This window comes from Leptospirillum ferrooxidans C2-3 (assembly GCF_000284315.1).
GTDB lineage: Bacteria > Nitrospirota > Leptospirillia > Leptospirillales > Leptospirillaceae > Leptospirillum > Leptospirillum ferrooxidans.
Window position 1 is genome coordinate 867289 of record NC_017094.1, and the last position, 19591, is coordinate 886879.

General features: G+C 40.0%; 35 protein-coding genes. All 35 read left to right on the top strand.

Annotated elements, in window-relative coordinates; all coding sequences use genetic code 11:
- Nucleotides 1-39: 39 nt before the first annotated feature.
- The 35 genes from rpsG to LFE_RS04665 are packed head-to-tail and all read left to right on the top strand — an operon-like array spanning nt 40 to nt 19591.
- Complete coding sequence (gene rpsG, locus LFE_RS04505; RefSeq protein WP_014449073.1) at nt 40-513, top strand: 30S ribosomal protein S7; 474 nt, start codon at nt 40-42, stop codon at nt 511-513.
- Nucleotides 514-527: 14 nt separating this feature from the next.
- Nucleotides 528-2606 (top strand): elongation factor G, encoded by a 2079-nt coding sequence (gene fusA, locus LFE_RS04510; protein ID WP_014449074.1) that lies wholly within the window; start codon nt 528-530, stop codon nt 2604-2606.
- 38 nt (nt 2607-2644) lie between these two features.
- Entirely contained in the window at nt 2645-3844 is a 1200-nt protein-coding gene (tuf, locus tag LFE_RS04515; protein WP_014449075.1) for an elongation factor Tu, read from the top strand.
- Between the two features lie 26 nt (nt 3845-3870).
- Nucleotides 3871-4179, top strand: coding sequence for a 30S ribosomal protein S10 (gene rpsJ, locus LFE_RS04520; RefSeq protein WP_041774017.1), 309 nt, complete (start codon nt 3871-3873; stop codon nt 4177-4179).
- A gap of 10 nt (nt 4180-4189) precedes the next feature.
- Complete coding sequence (rplC, locus tag LFE_RS04525) at nt 4190-4804, top strand: 50S ribosomal protein L3 (RefSeq protein ID WP_014449077.1); 615 nt, start codon at nt 4190-4192, stop codon at nt 4802-4804.
- A 16-nt stretch (nt 4805-4820) separates the two neighbouring features.
- Nucleotides 4821-5474, top strand: coding sequence for a 50S ribosomal protein L4 (gene rplD, locus LFE_RS04530; protein WP_050989481.1), 654 nt, complete (start codon nt 4821-4823; stop codon nt 5472-5474).
- Nucleotides 5461-5748 carry a 50S ribosomal protein L23 gene (locus LFE_RS04535; RefSeq protein WP_014449080.1) on the top strand — a complete coding sequence of 96 codons (288 nt, stop codon included), beginning with the start codon at nt 5461-5463 and terminating at the stop codon, nt 5746-5748. The genes rplD and LFE_RS04535 overlap by 14 nt, the downstream gene beginning before the upstream one ends.
- A gap of 2 nt (nt 5749-5750) precedes the next feature.
- Nucleotides 5751-6572, top strand: a complete 822-nt coding sequence (gene rplB, locus LFE_RS04540; protein ID WP_014449081.1) for a 50S ribosomal protein L2 — start codon at nt 5751-5753, stop codon at nt 6570-6572.
- A gap of 6 nt (nt 6573-6578) precedes the next feature.
- Nucleotides 6579-6863: a 30S ribosomal protein S19 gene (gene rpsS, locus LFE_RS04545; protein ID WP_014449082.1), complete on the top strand. Its 285-nt coding sequence runs from the start codon at nt 6579-6581 to the stop codon at nt 6861-6863.
- A gap of 17 nt (nt 6864-6880) precedes the next feature.
- Nucleotides 6881-7213, top strand: coding sequence for a 50S ribosomal protein L22 (rplV, locus tag LFE_RS04550; RefSeq protein WP_014449083.1), 333 nt, complete (start codon nt 6881-6883; stop codon nt 7211-7213).
- A 21-nt stretch (nt 7214-7234) separates the two neighbouring features.
- Entirely contained in the window at nt 7235-7915 is a 681-nt protein-coding gene (gene rpsC, locus LFE_RS04555) for a 30S ribosomal protein S3 (RefSeq protein ID WP_014449084.1), read from the top strand.
- Nucleotides 7915-8331: a 50S ribosomal protein L16 gene (rplP, locus tag LFE_RS04560; protein ID WP_014449085.1), complete on the top strand. Its 417-nt coding sequence runs from the start codon at nt 7915-7917 to the stop codon at nt 8329-8331. Before rpsC ends, rplP begins: the two co-directional genes overlap by 1 nt.
- Nucleotides 8328-8528 (top strand): 50S ribosomal protein L29, encoded by a 201-nt coding sequence (gene rpmC / locus LFE_RS14665; protein ID WP_014449086.1) that lies wholly within the window; start codon nt 8328-8330, stop codon nt 8526-8528. Before rplP ends, rpmC begins: the two co-directional genes overlap by 4 nt.
- Nucleotides 8521-8820, top strand: a complete 300-nt coding sequence (gene rpsQ / locus LFE_RS04570; RefSeq protein ID WP_014449087.1) for a 30S ribosomal protein S17 — start codon at nt 8521-8523, stop codon at nt 8818-8820. Before rpmC ends, rpsQ begins: the two co-directional genes overlap by 8 nt.
- A gap of 4 nt (nt 8821-8824) precedes the next feature.
- Entirely contained in the window at nt 8825-9193 is a 369-nt protein-coding gene (gene rplN / locus LFE_RS04575; protein ID WP_014449088.1) for a 50S ribosomal protein L14, read from the top strand.
- Nucleotides 9194-9202: 9 nt separating this feature from the next.
- Nucleotides 9203-9559, top strand: a complete 357-nt coding sequence (rplX, locus tag LFE_RS04580; protein WP_014449089.1) for a 50S ribosomal protein L24 — start codon at nt 9203-9205, stop codon at nt 9557-9559.
- A 37-nt stretch (nt 9560-9596) separates the two neighbouring features.
- Entirely contained in the window at nt 9597-10274 is a 678-nt protein-coding gene (gene rplE, locus LFE_RS04585; RefSeq protein ID WP_014449090.1) for a 50S ribosomal protein L5, read from the top strand.
- 14 nt (nt 10275-10288) lie between these two features.
- The gene (locus tag LFE_RS13610) at nt 10289-10474 is read left to right on the top strand and encodes a type Z 30S ribosomal protein S14 (protein ID WP_081495346.1); all 186 of its coding nucleotides are present in this window, start codon (nt 10289-10291) and stop codon (nt 10472-10474) included.
- A gap of 23 nt (nt 10475-10497) precedes the next feature.
- A complete protein-coding gene (rpsH, locus tag LFE_RS04590) occupies nt 10498-10896 on the top strand; it encodes a 30S ribosomal protein S8 (RefSeq protein WP_014449091.1) in 399 nt (132 codons plus the stop codon).
- 23 nt (nt 10897-10919) lie between these two features.
- Entirely contained in the window at nt 10920-11459 is a 540-nt protein-coding gene (gene rplF, locus LFE_RS04595; RefSeq protein ID WP_014449092.1) for a 50S ribosomal protein L6, read from the top strand.
- 11 nt (nt 11460-11470) lie between these two features.
- On the top strand, nt 11471-11827 hold the full coding sequence (gene rplR, locus LFE_RS04600) for a 50S ribosomal protein L18 (RefSeq protein WP_014449093.1): 357 nt from the start codon (nt 11471-11473) through the stop codon (nt 11825-11827).
- Between the two features lie 54 nt (nt 11828-11881).
- Entirely contained in the window at nt 11882-12337 is a 456-nt protein-coding gene (rpsE, locus tag LFE_RS04605) for a 30S ribosomal protein S5 (protein WP_041774804.1), read from the top strand.
- A gap of 22 nt (nt 12338-12359) precedes the next feature.
- Nucleotides 12360-12551: a 50S ribosomal protein L30 gene (gene rpmD / locus LFE_RS04610; RefSeq protein ID WP_014449095.1), complete on the top strand. Its 192-nt coding sequence runs from the start codon at nt 12360-12362 to the stop codon at nt 12549-12551.
- An 18-nt stretch (nt 12552-12569) separates the two neighbouring features.
- Nucleotides 12570-13025: a 50S ribosomal protein L15 gene (gene rplO, locus LFE_RS04615; RefSeq protein ID WP_014449096.1), complete on the top strand. Its 456-nt coding sequence runs from the start codon at nt 12570-12572 to the stop codon at nt 13023-13025.
- A 25-nt stretch (nt 13026-13050) separates the two neighbouring features.
- A complete protein-coding gene (gene secY, locus LFE_RS04620) occupies nt 13051-14364 on the top strand; it encodes a preprotein translocase subunit SecY (RefSeq protein WP_014449097.1) in 1314 nt (437 codons plus the stop codon).
- A gap of 1 nt (nt 14365) precedes the next feature.
- Nucleotides 14366-15031: an adenylate kinase gene (locus LFE_RS04625; protein WP_014449098.1), complete on the top strand. Its 666-nt coding sequence runs from the start codon at nt 14366-14368 to the stop codon at nt 15029-15031.
- The gene (gene map / locus LFE_RS04630; RefSeq protein ID WP_014449099.1) at nt 15028-15786 is read left to right on the top strand and encodes a type I methionyl aminopeptidase; all 759 of its coding nucleotides are present in this window, start codon (nt 15028-15030) and stop codon (nt 15784-15786) included. Before LFE_RS04625 ends, map begins: the two co-directional genes overlap by 4 nt.
- Before the next feature lie 9 nt (nt 15787-15795).
- Nucleotides 15796-16014 (top strand): translation initiation factor IF-1, encoded by a 219-nt coding sequence (gene infA / locus LFE_RS04635; RefSeq protein ID WP_014449100.1) that lies wholly within the window; start codon nt 15796-15798, stop codon nt 16012-16014.
- A gap of 9 nt (nt 16015-16023) precedes the next feature.
- The gene (gene rpmJ, locus LFE_RS13615; protein ID WP_081495347.1) at nt 16024-16137 is read left to right on the top strand and encodes a 50S ribosomal protein L36; all 114 of its coding nucleotides are present in this window, start codon (nt 16024-16026) and stop codon (nt 16135-16137) included.
- Nucleotides 16138-16149: 12 nt separating this feature from the next.
- Entirely contained in the window at nt 16150-16521 is a 372-nt protein-coding gene (gene rpsM / locus LFE_RS04640; RefSeq protein ID WP_014449101.1) for a 30S ribosomal protein S13, read from the top strand.
- A 34-nt stretch (nt 16522-16555) separates the two neighbouring features.
- Nucleotides 16556-16942, top strand: coding sequence for a 30S ribosomal protein S11 (gene rpsK, locus LFE_RS04645; RefSeq protein ID WP_014449102.1), 387 nt, complete (start codon nt 16556-16558; stop codon nt 16940-16942).
- A 35-nt stretch (nt 16943-16977) separates the two neighbouring features.
- Nucleotides 16978-17607, top strand: coding sequence for a 30S ribosomal protein S4 (gene rpsD / locus LFE_RS04650; protein ID WP_014449103.1), 630 nt, complete (start codon nt 16978-16980; stop codon nt 17605-17607).
- Between the two features lie 46 nt (nt 17608-17653).
- Nucleotides 17654-18631: a DNA-directed RNA polymerase subunit alpha gene (locus tag LFE_RS04655; protein WP_014449104.1), complete on the top strand. Its 978-nt coding sequence runs from the start codon at nt 17654-17656 to the stop codon at nt 18629-18631.
- Nucleotides 18632-18684: 53 nt separating this feature from the next.
- A complete protein-coding gene (gene rplQ, locus LFE_RS04660) occupies nt 18685-19143 on the top strand; it encodes a 50S ribosomal protein L17 (RefSeq protein WP_014449105.1) in 459 nt (152 codons plus the stop codon).
- A gap of 22 nt (nt 19144-19165) precedes the next feature.
- Nucleotides 19166-19591, top strand: coding sequence for a hypothetical protein (locus LFE_RS04665; protein WP_014449106.1), 426 nt, complete (start codon nt 19166-19168; stop codon nt 19589-19591).

Sequence of the window (19591 nt, forward strand, 5' to 3'; positions counted from 1 at the left end):
TTTAAAGAATTTTATGAGAGTTCCTCAGGAGAAAAATAAATGCCAAGACGAGCGGGTAGGGTTGTTCGCAGAGATGTTGTTCCGGATCCTAAGTTTAACAGCAGATTAGTATCTAAGATGATTAATATCCTCATGAAAAAAGGAAAAAAAACTGTTGCAGAACAGATTTTTTATGATTCTTTGGATATTATGGCATCTCGGACTAATGGAGATTCCGTAAAACTCTTTAAGCAAGCTGTTGATAACGTTAAACCCATCCTGGAAGTGAAATCCCGGAGAGTTGGCGGAGCCTCATACCAGGTCCCAGTAGAGATCAGGCCAAATCGAAAAGTGTCTTTGGCTTTGAGATGGCTTGTTGAGAATGCTTCAAAAAGATCAGGGCATTCCATGGAAGAAAAATTGGCAGCAGAATTTCTTGACGCGTCCAACAATGCAGGTGGAGCTGTCAAGAAAAAAGAAGATACTCACAGAATGGCTGAAGCAAATAAAGCTTTTGCCCATTATCGCTGGTAAGGGAGGCTTCACAGGTGCGTCAGTACCCTCTAGATAAAACCCGAAATATTGGAATCATGGCTCACATTGATGCCGGAAAAACGACAACGACCGAAAGAATTCTCTTTTATACTGGTATGTTGCACAGAATGGGAGAAGTTCACGATGGTACGACTGTTATGGATTGGATGGATCAGGAGCGTGAAAGAGGAATAACTATTACCTCCGCCGCTACTTCTGCTGCATGGAAAGATCATCGAATCAATATTATCGATACTCCCGGCCATGTGGATTTTACTATTGAGGTAGAGCGTTCCTTAAGGGTTCTGGATGGTGCTGTAGCAGTTTTTGATTCTGTTCAAGGTGTAGAGCCCCAATCTGAAACAGTTTGGCGCCAAGCGGATAAATACCGTGTTCCTCGAATAGCCTTTATGAATAAAATGGACAGGATTGGAGCAGATTTTTATGAGTCAGTCAAGACCATGGTTGACCGTTTAAAAGCTAACCCAATTCCGATTCAGATACCTATCGGGAAAGAAGGAGATTTTGTCGGGGTAGTTGATTTGATTAAAATGCAAGGAATCTACTACGACGATGAAACCTTAGGGGCCAAATATGTTGTCAGGGATATTCCTCAGGATTTAGCCGAAATAGCTCAATCTTATAGAGAGAAGCTAGTAGAATCTGTAGTTGAGCACGATGAAAGTCTTACTGAAAAATATTTAAGTGGCGAAGAAATAACAAATGATGAATTGATTGAAGGGTTAAGAAAGATAACCGTATCAATGAAAGGGACACCTATTCTCTGTGGCGCTGCTTTTAAAAATAAAGGAATCCAACTTCTTTTAGATGCAGTTGTAGATTACCTCCCATCTCCACTGGATGTTCCTGATACGGAAGGAATCGACCCGAAAACTCAGGAAACAATTTCTAGAAAAGCAAGCGATGATGCTCCTTTTTCAGGTTTGGCTTTTAAAATCATGACAGACCCGTTTGTCGGACAACTAACCTTCTTCAGAGTATATTCAGGAAAACTTGAAGCAGGCTCTTATGTCTATAATTCGACAAAAGGTGCAAAAGAGAGAATTGGGCGCCTTCTTCGTATGCATGCAGATAAGAGAGAGGATATTAAGGAGGTTCTCGCAGGGGATATTGCAGCAGCTGTCGGTCTCAAAAATACCACAACTGGTGATACCTTATGCGATGAGGCTAACCCGATCATCTTAGAGTTAATTGATTTTCCTGAGCCAGTTATTTCGGTAGCGATTGAACCCAAAACAAAGAGTGACCAAGAAAAGCTTGGTATGTCTCTTGGTAAACTAGGTCACGAGGATCCTTCTCTCCGAGTCCACACCAATGAGGAAACAGGTCAAACGATTCTTTCCGGTATGGGGGAGTTACATTTAGAAATTATTGTGGACCGATTGAAAAGAGAGTTCAAAGTAGATGCTAATGTCGGGAAACCACAGGTCGCATATCGGGAGACAATAACTTCCAACACTACCCAAGAAGGCAAATATATCAGACAAACAGGTGGCAGAGGTCAATATGGTCACGTAGTTCTGGAAATAGAGCCTCAGGAGAGGGGAGCCGGATTCTTATTTGAGAATAAAATTGTTGGGGGCACAATTCCAAAAGAATATGTTCCTGCGATTGAAAAAGGGGTCGTTGAAGCTCTTTCTGGAGGAATTATAGCTGGTTATCCAGTGGTAGATCTTAAGGTGGCTGTTGTTTTTGGATCCTATCATGACGTTGACTCTTCGGAAATGGCGTTCAAAATCGCTGGTTCAATGGCGATAAAAGAAGGCGTTAAAAAATCCAAGCCAATTATATTAGAGCCTGTAATGAAGGTTGAGGTTATTGTCCCAGATGAATATATGGGAGATGTGATGGGGGATCTCAATAGCCGCAGAGGAAAAATTTTGGGGATGCATGAGCGTTCAGGAGCTCAAGTTATAGATGCACACGTACCGCTTGCTGGAATGTTCGGTTATGCAACAGATCTCAGGTCAATGACCCAAGGTAGAGGTTTATTCACAATGATTTTCTCTTCATATGAACCAACGCCAAAGGTTGTTGCTGATGAAATTATGGCTAAAGCAAATTTAGAATAACTATTAAGACTAACTTATAATGTTTTGAGGAGAAATAAATGGCAAAAGTGAAGTTTGATCGAAGCAAGCCCCATCTGAACATTGGCACGATTGGTCATGTTGATCATGGTAAGACGACATTGACAGCGGCTATAACCAGGGTCTTGGCAGCGAATAAGATGGCAGAGTTCTTGGCTTACGACCAGATCGACAAAGCCCCAGAAGAACGGGAACGAGGAATTACGATTGCGATTGCTCATGTGGAGTATCAGACAGCAGCAAGACATTATGCCCATGTCGACTGTCCTGGACATGCTGATTATGTCAAAAACATGATCACAGGAGCCGCACAAATGGACGGAGCGATTCTGGTGGTGTCGGCAGCAGATGGCCCGATGCCGCAGACCAGAGAGCACATTTTGTTAGCGCGTCAGGTTGGAGTTCCCTATATCGTTGTGTTTTTGAATAAGGCAGATATGGTGGATGATCCTGAACTGCTGGAGCTGGTAGAGCTCGAAGTTCGGGAGCTTCTTTCCAAGTATGATTTCCCTGGTGATGATATACCAGTGACAAAGGGATCTGCGCTAAAAGCATTGGAATGTGGTTGTGGAAAACCTGAGTGCCCAGCCTGCAGTCCAATCCTGAAATTGATGCAGACAGTTGATGAGTACATTCCAACTCCTACAAGAGACGTGGATAAACCATTTTTGATGCCAGTAGAAGATGTCTTCTCCATTAGCGGACGAGGAACCGTTGTGACGGGTCGAGTCGAGCGAGGTGTTATTAAGGTTGGAGAGGAAGTCGAGATTGTTGGAATCAGGGATACAGCCAAGTCAGTTGTTACAGGCGTTGAGATGTTCCGAAAGATATTGGACTCAGGGCAGGCAGGAGACAATGTTGGTTTGTTGTTGAGAGGAACAAAAAAGGAAGATGTTGAGCGTGGGATGGTATTGGCCAAACCAGGATCAATCACACCGCATACAGTGTTTGAAGCAGAGGCTTATATTCTGACCAAAGAAGAGGGTGGGCGACATACTCCGTTTTTCAATGGATATCGTCCTCAGTTTTATTTCCGAACGACAGACGTGACAGGAGTTGTCACGTTGTCTGAAGGTGTTGAGATGGTGATGCCTGGAGATAATGTGCGCGTCAAAGTAACGTTGATCACGCCGATTGCTATGGAAGACGGATTGCGATTCGCGATTCGGGAAGGTGGCCGAACGGTTGGTGCTGGTGTTATCACCAAGGTAGTTCAGTAAATCCATCCCATAATTCATAAGGAGATATTTTGGATCAGAAAATTAGAATTCGCCTTAAAGGCTACGATTATAGGTTATTAGATCAGTCATTGGTAGATATTGTTTCTACAGCAAAAAGGACAGGAGCTATCGTTAAAGGCCCAATTCCATTGCCTACTAAAATTGAAAAATTTACTGTCCTGAGATCTCCCCATGTAGATAAAAAATCTCGGGAACAGTTTGAGCGTAGAACTCATAAACGTTTATTAGATATTTTGGATCCAACACCTGAAACGGTTGATGCATTGATGAAGCTTGAACTTCCATCTGGCGTCGATGTTGAAATTAAGCTTTAAGGAGTAATCAGTGAATACTTTGCTTGGAAGAAAATTAGGAATGACCCAGATCTACTTAGAAAATGGTCTATCTGTTCCCGTTACCGTTGTAGAAGCAGGACCATGCGAAATTGTCCAAGTCAAGAAACATGCAGTTGATGGGTATAATGCTGTACAGCTAGGATTTGATGTTGTCACAATGAAAAATATTAATAAACCAGAACGAGGGCATCAACAAAAATATGCAAAGGACTTATACCGAATTTTGAAAGAAGTTAGAGTTCAAGATGAGTCCTTCGAATCTGGGACAATTTTCACTGTTGAGATGTTCAAAGAAGGTGAGTTTCTTGACGTAACAGCTACTACAAAAGGAAAAGGATTTGCAGGAGTTATGAAGCGTCACCATTTTCGTGGTGGAGACGCGACTCATGGATCCATGTTTCATCGAGAGCCTGGATCGATAGGGTCATCAGCCTATCCTTCTAGAGTTTTAAAAAATAAGAAACTTCCTGGACATATGGGAGCCAAAAGAGTCACTGTAAAAAATCTAAAGGTAATAGCGGTAAAACCTGAAGCAAATTTATTGTTTCTTAAAGGTGCGCTCCCTGGAGCAACTGGCTCTTTAGTCTTCGTTAATAAAAAGTAAAAAGTGAAAGGTTGCCATGGAAATCAAAACCGTTAAATCTGATGGAACAGCAGGGTCCTCACTAACGTTATCTGTTCCTAATGAGGATCTCGACACGATCAACGTCCCATTGTTGCATGAAATAGTCAAGATGCAACAAGCTGGCTTACGTTCCGGTAATGCATCTACTAAGACCAGAGGCGAAGTATCCGGCGGTGGGAAAAAGCCTTATCGTCAAAAAGGAACAGGGCGAGCAAGACAAGGATCCAGTAGAGCTCCCCAATGGAGAGGCGGAGCTATTATCTTTGGTCCACGACCCAGAGACTATTATTACCGACAGCCTGGTAAAAAGATGTTACTAGCTGTCAGAGAAGCCTTATTATCTCACCTCAAAGAACAAACTCTTCAAGTGATTGATGGTATCGAACTCCCTACAAGGAAAACGAAAGAGCTAATAACATTCTTGGGAAAATGTGGTTTAAATACAGGTTCTTCAAGAATCCTTATTGTAGCGGTAACGTTAACTGAAGAAGTTTATTTTTCTGGGAGAAACATTCCAGGGTTAGAAATTCTCTTGCCTCATCAATTAAACCCGTATGATATTCTCTTAGCAGATTCTATTTTAATTACAAAAGAAGCTTATCCAATGGTTGCAGGTTTGTTAGAAAGGAATATCAATGGAGTTAATTGACGTATTAATTCGTCCAATTCAATCCGAAAAGGCCGATATTGTAAGAGAAAAAAATTCAACTTATGAATTTCATGTTAGAAAAGATGCTAATAAAATCGAAATAAAGAAAGCTATTGAAAACATTTTTCAGGTAAAAGTGAAAAATGTAACAACAGTTATTCGCAAAGGCAAATCTAAAAGGTTAGGAAGATTTGAAGGGCATACTCCAGATCGTAAAAGAGCTTATGTAACTTTAGCTTCTGGGCATAAGTTAAATATTTTTGAAGGGGCATAATAATGGCTATAAAAACTTTTAATCCCACATCCCCGGCCATGCGGTATAAGACGGGATATTCGTTTGATGAGATTACGTCAGACAAACCCTTCAAGCCGCTTACTAAAGGAAAAATCTCCTGCGGGGGGCGAAATAATAAAGGCAAAACCACAGTTCGTCATAGAGGGGGCGGTCATAAAAGAGCCTTCCGCGAAATCGACTTAAAAAGAGTAAAAGATGGAATTCCAGCCAAAGTAGAGTCAATAGAATATGATCCTAATAGAACAGCTCGTATTGCCTTGATATGTTATCTTGACGGAGCAAGGTCATATATTCTTGCACCTGTTGGGCTGAAGGTAGGAGATACGGTTCTATCTGGTCCAGGTGCCGATATTAAACCTGGTAATTGCCTCGAATTATCTCAGATTCCAGTTGGAACAATTATTCATAATATCGAATTCAAAATTGCTGCCGGCGGCAAAATAGCTAGGACTGCTGGTACTTATTGCCAGATTCTTGGAAGAGAAGAAGATTATGTCATTATAAAAATGCCTTCAGGGGAAATGAGAAAAATCCATGGACGATGTCGAGCATCTATTGGACAAATCGGTAATCTGGAACATGAAAATATTTCGATTGGAAAAGCTGGTAGAACTCGATGGTTAGGAAAACGCCCCAGTGTTCGAGGTGTTGCAATGAACCCCGTTGACCATCCCCTCGGTGGTGGAGAGGGAAAATCTTCTGGCGGAAGACACCCCGTTTCTCCTTGGGGACAACCGTCTAAAGGCTTTAAGACTAGAACGAACCAAAGGACAGATAAATTTATTGTCCGTAGAAGAAAGTAGGAGTATATGCCGCGATCTATTAAAAAAGGACCCTTCGTCGATCAACATTTACTTGACAAAGTGCTTAAAACCTCTCCATCACAAGACAGAAAAATCATAAAAACTTGGTCGCGCCGGTCTATGATATTGCCAGAAATGATTGGACTTACTTTTTCAGTTCACAATGGGAAAAAGTTTATACCAGTTTACATCACAGAAAATATGGTTGGGCATAAAATGGGAGAATTTTCTCCTACAAGACTTTTTAAAGCCCATGGTGGGTCTAAAGTTGAGAAGTCAGCGAAAAGGTAAGATAAAAGGGGGCTAACTTGGCTAGCGCTATTGCAAAAAATCGGTACATTAGAATTTCTCCTCGAAAAGTCCGGTATGTCGCTAATGCGATAAGAGGTAAATCCGTATTAGAAGCTATGTCAATTCTCGAGGTAACGACAAGAGGTGCTACTAAAGTTGTTCAAAAAACATTAAAATCAGCAGTTTCTAATGCTATAGATTTAAAGATAGCAACACCAGAGACGTTACACATACAAGAAATTTTTGTAGATGTTGGCCCAGTGGCTAAAAGAATTCAGCCTAGAGCCATGGGGCGGGCCTACTCGATTAAAAAACGCACATCGCACCTTACTATTATTGTTTCTAACTAAAGAAACAATTGGGAGAATCCATTGGGACAAAAAGTTCATCCGATAGGCTTCAGGCTCGGTTATATAAAAACCTGGAATTCACGGTGGTATGCACAAAAAGGATTTGCCGATCTTTTACATGAAGATTTAAAAATACGCAAAGTCGTCAAAGCAAAACTCTTCCATGCTGGAATTGCCAAGATCGATATTGAAAGAACCGGAAAGGACGCTCAGGCTAGAATTACAATCCACACAGCTAAGCCTGGATTAATTATTGGAAAAAAAGGTCTTGAAATCGAAAAACTGAAATCAGAATTAGAAACGCAATTAAAATCCAAAGTCAGTATCTCAATTAAAGAAATAAAAAAACCGGAGCTAGAGGCTCAATTAATAGCTGAATCGATAGCTGCTCAGTTAGAAAAAAGAATTTCGTATAGACGCGCAATGAAAAAAAGTGTATCCTCAGCTCTTCGTTTTGGCGCGCTCGGAGTCAAAATCCGCTGTGCAGGGCGTTTAGGCGGAGCTGAAATTGCCCGTACAGAATGGTATCGAGAAGGTCGGGTACCCCTTCACACCCTTCGAGCAGATATTGACTTCGGTTTTGCTGAAGCAGCGACCACTTTTGGAAAAATCGGCGTTAAGGTATGGGTATACAAAGGAGACGTTCTTCCTGGTCAAGAGGAACTATCTCCTAAAGTTAAGGAAAAGCGAGGAAGAAACTAATGCTAAGTCCAAAAAAAGTAAAACACCGAAAAATGATGAAGGGTAACCTCAAAGGAAAAGCTTACCGAGGTTCCGAACTCTCTTTTGGTGAGTATGGATTGAAGGCTCTCGAACCAATCTGGTTAACAGCCAGGCAAATAGAAGCTGGTCGTATAGCAATCAATAGATATGTTAAAAGAGGCGGTAAAGTCTGGATTCGCGTTTTTCCTGATAAACCAATCACTAAAAAAGCTGCTGAAACTCGAATGGGTTCTGGTAAAGGTAACCCCGAGTATTGGGTAGCCGTAGTTAAACCAGGAAGAATCATTTTTGAAATGGAAGGTGTAACACCCGAAGTTGCAGAAGCAGCTCTCAGGTTAGCCTCCTATAAAATGCCAATGGCAACAAAAATAGTAAAACGGGGAGAGGAAGAATGAAAATCAATGCCCTTAGAGAACTGTCCCATTCTGATCTCAACCTGAAAATCGCAGATCTAAAAAAAGAACTTCTTATGCTAAGAATTCAAAGAGTTAACGGACGGCTCGAACAATCTCATCTTTTGTCTTCACATAAAAGAACTATTGCTCGAATTCTCACCGTATTACAGGAGAAACGAGGAGAGGTCAATGTCTAACAACCCGAGTGAAGTTACTTCTTCAAAAAAAATTGCAACGTTGCAAGGCATTGTAGTTAGCAACAAAATGATGAAAACAGTCGTTGTCGAGGTGAGAAGAAGAGTCCTTCACCCTTTATACCATAAAGTTGTATCCAAGAGGTCTCGCATTAAAGCTCATACTGAAGAACAGATTGATATAGGGACAGAAGTTCAACTTATGTCTACTCGACCTATTAGTAAAGATAAAAGTTTTAAAGTGATCAAAATTGTTTCAAAACCGAAACTGGCAGAATCGAATCTGGGAAGGTAAAACAATGATCCAACTGAGAACAATACTTGAAGTAGCCGATAACTCCGGCGCTAAAAAGGTTATGTGTTTCCATGTAATGGGTGGGTCACGGCGTGCTTATGCTCATTTAGGAGATACTATTGTTGTTTCTGTTAAAGAAGCAACACCGAATGCGACTGTTAAAAAAGGGGATGTTGCCAAAGCTGTTGTTGTTAGAACAGTCAAAGAGGCTAGACGAGACGACGGCTCTTATATTCGTTTTGATCAAAATGCAGCTGTTCTTATAAACGCACAAGGTGAGCCTATTGGGACTCGTATCTTTGGTCCAGTTGCAAGAGAGCTTAGAAAACGAAAATTCATGAAGATTTTATCATTGGCCCCTGAGGTCATCTGAGGAAAAAAAATGAAATATTCCACATCTTCCAATTTGGATAATCCAAATTTTCCGCCAATAAAAAAAAATGACAAAGTTAAAGTTCTATCAGGCAAAGACAAAGGCAAAGAAGGCCAAGTACTTAAAGTCGACAGAACAAATAACAAGATTATTGTTGAAGATATAAATAAAATTACTAAAGCAGTTAAACCTGACCAAAAAAATCCTCAAGGTGGGTTCGTTGTAAAAGAAAATTTTCTAAATGCATCTAAGGTAATGGTTATTTGTCCTTCTTGCAAAAAAACTACTAGAATTAGTCATATAACCTTGCCTACCGGAAAAAAAGTAAGATCATGTAAACATTGCTCCGAACATATTGATAAATAATTAACGATAATTTTACAAGTATTAAATAAGGAAAACCATGGAAGATAAAAAGAAATCAACAACAAAATCTGCAGTTTCTTCAGGGGCAAATAAAAAGAAGCCCTCTGCAAAATCAGCAGAAACAAATGTTGAAAAAAAGAAAATCATCAGAACTTCCTCCTCTTTAGAAAATAAAGTACCAAGACTTCGTCAAAAATACGATTCTGAAATATCCAAAGAACTAGTGGCTTCTCTCAAGTTGAAGAATGTTATGGAAGCTCCAAAACTAAGAAAAATAACTATCAACGTAGCCTTAGGTGAAGCTGTCGCAAATCCTAAAATATTAGACACAGCAGTTAAAGAGTTAGAAGCAATTACTGGCCAGAAAGCAGTTAAAACCAAAGCAAAAAAATCTATAGCCGGTTTCAAACTTAGAGAAGGTATGCCTATCGGGACCATGGTAACTCTTCGCGGAAATATTATGTGGGAGTTTTTGGATCGTTTCGTTTCGATAGCCCTCCCAAGGATTAGAGATTTCAAAGGTCTAAATGACAAATCTTTCGATGGTCGTGGAAATTTTACTACGGGACTTAAAGAACAGATCATATTTCCGGAAATTAAATATGACGAAGTCTCTATGTTCCATGGAATGGATATTTGTTTTACAACGACAGCAAAAAATGATGTCGAAGGAAGAACTTTATTAAAACTCTTAGGCATTCCATTCAAAAAGTAATTTAGGAGGCAAATGTGGCAAAGAAATCATTAGAACTGAAAGCGTTAAAAGCCCCTAAGTTCTCTGTAAGGAAGTATAACCGGTGTCCCTTATGTGGGAGACCTAGGGGGTACATGAGAGATTTTAAAATGTGTCGTATCTGTTTTCGGAACTTAGCTTTACAGGGAGATATCCCAGGCGTAACTAAGTCTTCTTGGTAATAACCCAGTAGAAAGGTTTTAATATGTCAATGACTGATCCTATTGCAGATCTCTTAACCAGAATTCGCAATGCTAATATGAGACTTCATGCTCAAGTTAATTGCCAACATTCTAAAATTAAAGAAGAAATCTGCAGAATCTTAAAAGAAGAAGGGTTTATTTCTTCTTATTCTGTCGAAGAACAAAATTCCAAAAAAGATTTACTGATCTCCCTGAGATACGTAAAAGATAGAAAAAAAATATTAACCGGAATTAAAAGAATCTCTTCTCCTGGTTTACGGGTATATCGAAAAAGTGATGAACATAAATCTCTCATGGGTGGGCTTGGCGTAACAATTCTTACCACTTCAAAAGGTGTAATGACAGATACTAAAGCAAAATCCGAAAACCTCGGTGGAGAAGTTATCTGTCAAGTTTGGTAAAACGTTAACCAAAAGGAAATTCAATGTCTAGAATTGGAAAAAAACCCATCGCAATTCCACTTGGGGTTGTCGTTATTGAAAAAGAAAAAACTCTTGAGTTTAAGGGCCCCCATGGAACATTAACTCATGAGCTTCCTGACGGTTTTACATTAGATAAAAAAGATAATGAACTCACATTAATTCGGCCAAGCGATGAACGGAAAGATAAGTCTTTTCACGGACTTCATCGTTCGTTAATAGCAAATAAAATTCAAGGTGTAAATGAGCCTTTCAAAAAAGTTCTTGAATTGGTCGGAATCGGTTACCGAGCTCAATTAAACGGATCTGTAATTTCTTTAAACGTTGGATTTACACATCCAGTAGAAATGCCACTACCTGCAGGAGTAAAGGCCTCTATCGAAAAACAAACAGTGATAACCTTAACTTGTTCTGATAAGCAACTATTAGGTCAATTTGCCGCGGACATCAGAGGAATCAAACCTCCAGAACCATACAAAGGTAAAGGCATTAAATACTCAGGTGAAAAAATCCTGAGAAAAGAAGGTAAAACCGGAAAAAAATAAAGGAGTAACAATTGTCTAAAGATACAAGAGCCTCAACCCGAAAAATGAAACATACCCGGGTCAGAAAAAAAATACAGGGAACTCCTGAACGTCCTCGTTTGACAGTGTTCCGTAGCCTAAAATATATATATGCACAGGTTATTGATGATAAATCAGGTCATACTTTAGTATCAGCCTCTTCTTTGGTTAACTCTACCGCTAAGTCTAAAGATTCAGTCTTAGCAGCAAAAGAAGTTGGTTTAACTCTTGGCTCGTTAGCTAAAGAGAAGAATATACAAAAAGTTGTTTTTGACCGAGGTGGATATATTTATCACGGGCGGATAAAAGCCTTGGCTGAAGGAGCTCGAGAAGCTGGGCTTGAATTTTAAGGTATTTAATTACCAGGAGGACCATCAGTGATTCCCCAAACAGAACCAGGAACGATGAAAGATAAAGTAGTGTTTATCAACAGAGTATCAAAAGTTGTTAAAGGCGGTAAAAGATTTTCCTTTTCAGCCTTAGTCGTCGTAGGCGATGGTAATGGTAAAGTTGGCTTCGGAAAGGGAAAAGCTGGAGAAGTTCCTGATGCTATTAAGAAAGCTGTAGAAAATGCAAAAAAAAGTATGATCTCAGTTCCTCTTCGGCAGACCACGGTTCCTCATGAAGTATTGGGTCATTTTGGAGCGGAAGATGTAATGATCAAACCCGCCTCAGAAGGTACCGGTATGATCGCAGGTGGAGCGGTTCGAGCCGTCATGGAGGTATTGGGGGTTTCTAATATTCTTTGTAAATCTCTTGGCTCTGGCAATCCCTATAATGTAGTTAGGGCTACTATTGATGGCCTAAGTCAGCTTCATAGTTACCATGAGGTGATGTCAGAGAGAAAGTCTATAAATTAAAACTCTAACGATTGAAGGTGACATGAATAATCCTCCACAGAACCTTGAAATTACATTGAAGAGGAGCCTTATTGGGGTTCCATTAAAAGTAAAGAAAGTGGCTTTGGCTATTGGCTTGTCCAAGCCCAATCAAACAGTTACAAGAGTTGATCATCCTACAATTCAAGGTATGATTTTTAAAATTCAACATTTGATCGAAGTTAAAACAGTTTAATCATGTTATGAGGGCAATATGAAAATACACGATTTATCTCCAGCGCCAGGATCAACCCATCGAAAAAAAAGAGTTGGACGTGGTCCAGGCTCAGGTCATGGAAAAACTTCCACTAAAGGGCACAAAGGACAACATGCGAGATCGGGAGGCGTTAAGCCACCAGGGTTCGAAGGTGGCCAAATGCCTTTAGTCTTAAGGATTCCTAAACGAGGATTCACTCCTCTAAATAGGGATAATGTAGTTATCTACAATTTATCCCGGTTAGAAGAGTATTCATTTCCTGATAATAAAGTATCTTATGAAACCCTAGCAGATCTGGGAATTCTTAAAGGTAAGTTCGACAGAGTTAAAATACTAGGAAATGGTGAAGTTTCAAAAGCCTACATAATTGAAGATTTAGAAGTTAGTGTTTCAGCTAAAGAGAAAATTGAGTCAGCCGGTGGCCAAGTGGTCTCAACCTTAATTTCTCAATAAATCTTAATAGGTTAGGACTAAAACTTTGTTTGAAAGAATATCAAAAGTAATCGGGAACATTGGAAAGATACCTGAGTTGCGTCAACGTATCCTATTCACTTTGGGGATGTTGGCTGTTTATCGAATTGGTGCATATATTCCAACGCCTGGTGTAAATGGCAATGCCTTATCTGCTTATTTACACCAAAACGGTGGAGCACTAATAGGTTTTTTTGATATGTTTTCCGGCGGTGCTCTATCAAGGCTCACAATTTTCGCCTTAGGTATAATGCCATATATATCTGCATCTATTATTCTTCAATTACTTACAGTTGTACATCCTTCCCTTCAGGCTCTGGCAAAAGAAGGAGAGCGCGGAAGGAAAGTGATTACAAAATATACTCGGTACTTAACTGTTCTAATCGCCCTTATTCAATCGTTTGGAATAGCGATTGGACTCGAGAGTATGAACCGGGGACAATTTGTTCCTCATCCCGGATGGCCTTTTAGAATACTTGTCGTCATTACTCTAACCACAGCAACAACATTCATCATGTGGCTCGGTGAGCAGATTACTGAGCGAGGCGTTGGGAATGGCATTAGTCTGATTATTTTTTCAGGGATTATTGCAAGACTGCCTTCAGCTATTTTAAACACCTATAAACTATATAACCAAGGGGAAATATCAGGTTTTTTAATTATTGGTTTAGTGGTTATGGTGGCTGTAATTGTCGGTTCTATAGTCTTTATAGAAACGGCAAGAAGGAAGGTTCCTGTACAATATGCAAAGAGATTGGTAGGAAACAAAATGATGGGTGGCCAGTCTACTTATATCCCTTTAAAAATAAACACGGCAGGGGTGATTCCTCCCATATTTGCCTCATCATTAATAGCTTTTCCAGCAACAATTGCAAGTTTTATTACTCTTCCTTGGATTCAAAATATTGGCAAATCCTTAGCTCCTGGAAGTTTTTCGTATACATTACTTTACGTCCTGTTGATCATATTCTTCAGTTTTTTTTATACAGCTGTAGTGCTTAATCCAGCTGATATAGCGGAGAATATGCAAAAATATGGTGGTTATATTCCAGGAATAAGACCAGGCCAAAACACGTCTACCTTTTTTTACGGAATCATGAATAGAATCACCTTAGTTGGAGCACTTTATTTATCATTGGTGTGTGTAGTCCCAGAACTCTTGATATATAAACTTCACGTCCCTTTTTACTTTGGGGGAACATCTCTGTTGATCGTAATAGGCGTATCCCTTGACACAGCCCAACAAATCGAGTCCTATATGATGTCAAAAAATTATGATGGATTCTTAAAGAAAACTCGAATTAAAGGGAGGGCCTCCTAACTTGATAAATGCGAGAATTGTTTTTATTGGGCCTCCAGGGGTTGGAAAAGGTACCCAAGCTAATATTTTAGGAGAGCTCTATCACATCTCTAAGCTTGCAACTGGAGATCTACTACGCGATGCGCTTAAAAACTCTACGACCATTGGCCTTAACGCTAAATCCTATATGGACAGCGGGCAATTGGTCCCAGACTCTTTAGTCTTAGAATTAATTTATGAAAATATTCTAGAATTACCTTCAATGACAGGTTTCATACTGGATGGTTTTCCTAGAACTTTATCACAAGCTAAATCACTAGATGAATTTCTAGAAAAAAAAGGTTATAATCTCGATTTGGCCATCGAATTTATTATGGATGAGGAAGACCGAATTGCTCGTTTATCTGGTAGACGATTATGTCCTCAGTGTCAACGGACTTATCATATACTCTATGCTAAGCCAAAAGTTGACTCAATTTGTGATGTTTGCAAAGTTCCCTTAAAACAAAGAACTGACGATCATGAGGATATTATTAGACAAAGATCAGCCGTCTACTGGGAAGCGACCAATCCTTTAATTGATTACTATAATAAAAAACACATTTTGAAGGTAGTCAATGCGAGTGAATCGATTTCCTCTGTTACAGAAAAAGTTAAAAATATATTTGAGAGTTTAGTCACTAAATGATTTATCTTAAGACTGACCTTGAAATTAGTAAGATTAAAAAATCATCCCAAATCGTGGCTCTAGGTTTAGAAAAAATCAAACGCCAAATTAAACCAGGCACAACGCTACTAGAATTAGACAAAATAGCAGAAGAACATGCTAATTCCTGTGGAGCGAAGCCTGCATTTAAAGGTTATCATGCCTATCCTGCTTCATTGTGTACCTCAGTTAATGATGTAGTTGTCCATGGAATTCCATCCAACTATGCATTAAAAGAGGGGGATATCATCGGGATCGATTATGGCGTTTTTTTTGATGGTTTTTATGGCGACGCGGCGATGACAGTAGCAGTTGGAGAGGTATCTGATTCAGCCAAAAAGCTTATAGCTGTAACAAAAGAATCTCTTCTCCTTGGTATTTCAGAGGCAAAGCCAGGAAACCGGCTAGGAGATATCGGATTTGCAGTTCAAGCACATGCTGAATCATTCGGCTTCTCTGTTGTCCGCAATTTTGTGGGACATGGAATTGGTAAAAAGCTCCATGAAGATCCCCAAATTCCTAATTATGGAACTCGAGGTAAAGGCATCAAGATTGAAGTTGGAATGGTGCTAGCCATCGAACCTATGGTAAATGCTGGTCATTACGAAACTACTGTTCTCGACGATGGTTGGACGGCTGTTACACGGGATCATTCCTTATCCGCTCATTATGAGCACACTATAGCGATAACAAAAGAAGGTCCGGTAATACTTTCTCTATTGCCAGAGACTTTTTAAGGAGTATTTGTGCCAAAGGAAGATATTATTGAAGTTCAAGGTTCTGTCCTTGAGACCCTTCCAAACGCTATGTTTCGCGTCGAACTCGAAAACGGGCACAAGGTCCTTGCCCATATCTCCGGGAAAATGCGGATGCATTATATAAAAATTCTCCCGGGAGATAAAGTAACAATCGAACTATCTCCCTATGACTTAACCCGGGGAAGAATAACTTACCGTTTTAAATGAGGGATTAAAATGAAAGTGAGAGCATCAGTTAAACCGATTTGTTCTAAATGTAAAGTTATCAGACGCAAAGGCATTTTAAGAGTCAAGTGCGAAAACCCTAGACACAAACAGAGACAAGGTTAAGGAGGAGATCCATTGGCACGTATTGTCGGAATCGATTTACCTAAAAATAAAAGAGTTGAAATAGGGTTGACGTATATATATGGAATCGGCCGCTCCACTTCTCAAGAGCTTTTAGAAAAATCCCAGATAGACCCCAATAAAAGGGTGAAAGATTTAACGGATGAAGAAACAGCAAAACTAAGGGAAATGATAGAAGCTCTCACCGTAGAAGGTGATTTGAGGCGGCAAGTTACACAAAATATCAAAAGAAAAATGGATATCGGATGTTACGCTGGCCTCCGTCACCGAAGAGGTTTACCTGTTAGAGGGCAAAGAACCAAAACTAATGCAAGAACTCGCAAAGGGCCCAAAAAGGGGATCGGCGCAAAGAAAAAAACAGGGTAGCGTTTTCTCTTAAAAATAAGATTATGGGGGATTAATGGGCGTCAAAAAAACTACAAAGAAAAAAGACAAAAAGTCGATTCCGATGGGTGTTATACATATCCATGCTTCTTTCAATAATACTATTGTCTCAATCGCAGACCCAAATGGCGATGTTGTTTCTTGGTCCAGTTCTGGAGCCCAAGGATTTAAGGGGTCTAGAAAAAGTACACCGTTTGCAGCCCAAAAAGCAGCTGAAGTAGCTGTAAAAAAAGCTGTCGATTCAGGAATGAAGTCTTGTGACGTATTTGTTAAGGGACCCGGTTCTGGTCGCGAGTCCGCTATTCGAGCGCTTCAGACATTTGGTGTAAAAATCAATCTTATAAAAGATGTCACTCCAATTCCCCATAATGGATGCCGACCTCCAAAACGACGTCGGGTCTAACAGCTTAGTTTCCACTTTACCCAAAGGAGAAAATTTTGGCTCGTTATCGCGGAGCAGTATGTAGGTTTTGTCGCCGGGAAGGCGTTAAACTTTTTCTAAAAGGTGTCCGATGCTTATCCTCTAAATGTGCAATTGATCGGAGAACATATCCCCCTGGTCAACATGGACAGGCGAGAGCAAAAATCTCTGAATATGGAACGCAATTAAGAGAAAAGCAAAAAGTGAAAAGAATTTTTGGTGTTTTAGAACGACAATTCCGAATAGCTTTTGAGCAAGCTTCCAGAAAAAAAGGAATCACCGGAGAATCTCTCCTTGCTAGCTTAGAGTTGAGACTGGATAGCGTTGTATACAGAATGGGCATTGGCACATCTAGGAATGAAGCAAGAATGCTTGTTACTCACGGTCATATTGAGGTTAATGGAAAAAAAGTAAATATTCCATCCTACCAATGTAAATTGCATGATGCCATATCTTTAAAAACTAAAACGAGATCTAATGAGCGAATTCAGATCAATCTTAGAGATGTAGAAGCTCGCGGAACAGTACCTTCTTGGCTGGATCTCGATAAAACCAACTTTAAAGCAGTTGTTCGCGAGTTACCCAAAAGAGAAGAAATTAATATCCTTATATCGGAAAATCTCATCGTTGAGTTGTATTCTAGGTGATATAAGTTTTTTTCACTTCGTTATCTCTTATTAAGGAGCATCAGGCATGAATATGTTTTCTGATTTTCAGATGCCTAAATCTGTCGTGATTGATAATGAAACACAGACAGACCGATTTCTGAAAGTAGTTGTTGAACCATTTGAAAGAGGTTATGGAACGACCTTGGGAAATTCTCTAAGGAGAGTTTTATTATCTTCGATCCCTGGAGCAGCTATTACTGCAATTAGGCATCGAGGTATCTTTCATGAGTTCTCAAACATTCCGGGTGTTCTTGAAGATGTTTCAGATATTGTTTTGAACCTTAAGGAGGTTCGAGTCAAATCTCACCATACTGACCCTATATGGGTCCATTTGAAAGCGTCTGGTCCAGGTAGGGTAACCGCTGGCCAAATCGAGACACAAGGAGTTATTGAAATTCTTGATCCAGACCATCTAATTGCTACACTTGATAAGGGTGCAACTCTCGATTTAGATCTACAGGTTTCAATTGGACGTGGTTATGTTCCAGCGGACAGATCTAAAGAGGACTCTTTAGAAGTCGGAGTTATACCCATAGACGCAATCTATACTCCAATAAAAAAAGTTAATTTTTATGTAGATAGTACAAGAGTCGGAAGAATGACAGATTATGATCGTCTTACTATGGAAGTAGAAACAGATGGCAGTTTAACTCCCGAAGAAGCAATTGCTCAGGCTTCTTCTCTATTAAAAGAACACTTGAGTTTGTTCTCCTTCGAAGAGACTAACGCCTCCGCTTCTAACAGCGCAGCTCATGCTCTTAAAATAGATCAAGTTTCCTCTGATCTTCTTGCAAAACCTGTGTCCGAACTCGATTTATCGCTTCGTGCGTTAAGTTGTTTGAAGAATGCTCATATCTCAACTGTTGGGGAGCTTATTCAAAAGTCTGAACATGAGCTTCTTGATACAAAAATCTTTGGAAGAAAATCTATTTCAGAAGTTCGAGACGCTCTTGGCGCGATAGGGCTCTCTCTCGGTTTGGATCTGGAAAGTACTCAGGCCTGAAATTTCACCCTGATCAATTTAAATGTATGGAAATGTGAGGGAAAGGACTACTAATGAGGCACCGACTACAGGGAAGGCAGTTTGGCAGAGATTCTAATCACCGCCAAGCTATGTTTCGCTCTTTAATTACAGCTTTTTTTGAGCACGAGAGAATTGAAACAACTCATATGAAAGCTAAAGAACTTCGTCCAATGATTGAAAAAATGATCTCAAAGGCAAGGGTTAAGTCAGTTACAACTCTAAGAAGTCTTTTAAAAGTCATTAGAGACAAAGATGTCGCTTTTCATCTTTTAGATGAAGTGGCTCCGCGCTTTATTTCACGTCCTGGAGGCTATACCCGAATTGTTAAAACTAGACGTCGCATCGGGGATGGCGCCGAAATGGCTATCATTGAGTTGGTCGAATTGGGACAAAGTCTCTCCGATAAACGCTCAAAATCTAAAACTTCTCCACCAAAACCAAAATCTCCCTCTACTCCCACTACTGAGGCGAAAGAGTCTTCCGCAGTTTAGAAGTCTATAAGGGGAAGCGACTATGGATCGACAGATCAGACTGATCTGGGCCATTTTAGGTTTAACTGTTTCGTTGGTTCTAGTCGCCCTCTTAGTAGTTCGACACTCTCTTCATTCTCATCGACTTCTTTATGCTAGAGAGGCTCAGATCTTGGATGCCCGAGGTCTCTCGCCTTCTAAACTTAAAGAAAATTCTATTCAAGAACAATACAGGTCAAGATCTACCGAGCTTTGGTATTTAGGGCATGGTCATTTTGAATACCATGCACCTCCAACCATCCGCCTTATTTTAATCAAAAACGCAAATCACCAAAACCAAGGAAAGATGGATAAAGTCGAGGTCCTTCCTCATTACGTCCGTTACTCCTTTTCTCTACCATTAGTCTCTCCAATAACTGTTGTAACTAATGGCGGTACATTTGTTTTTAAATTGGTTCCGGTCAACTAA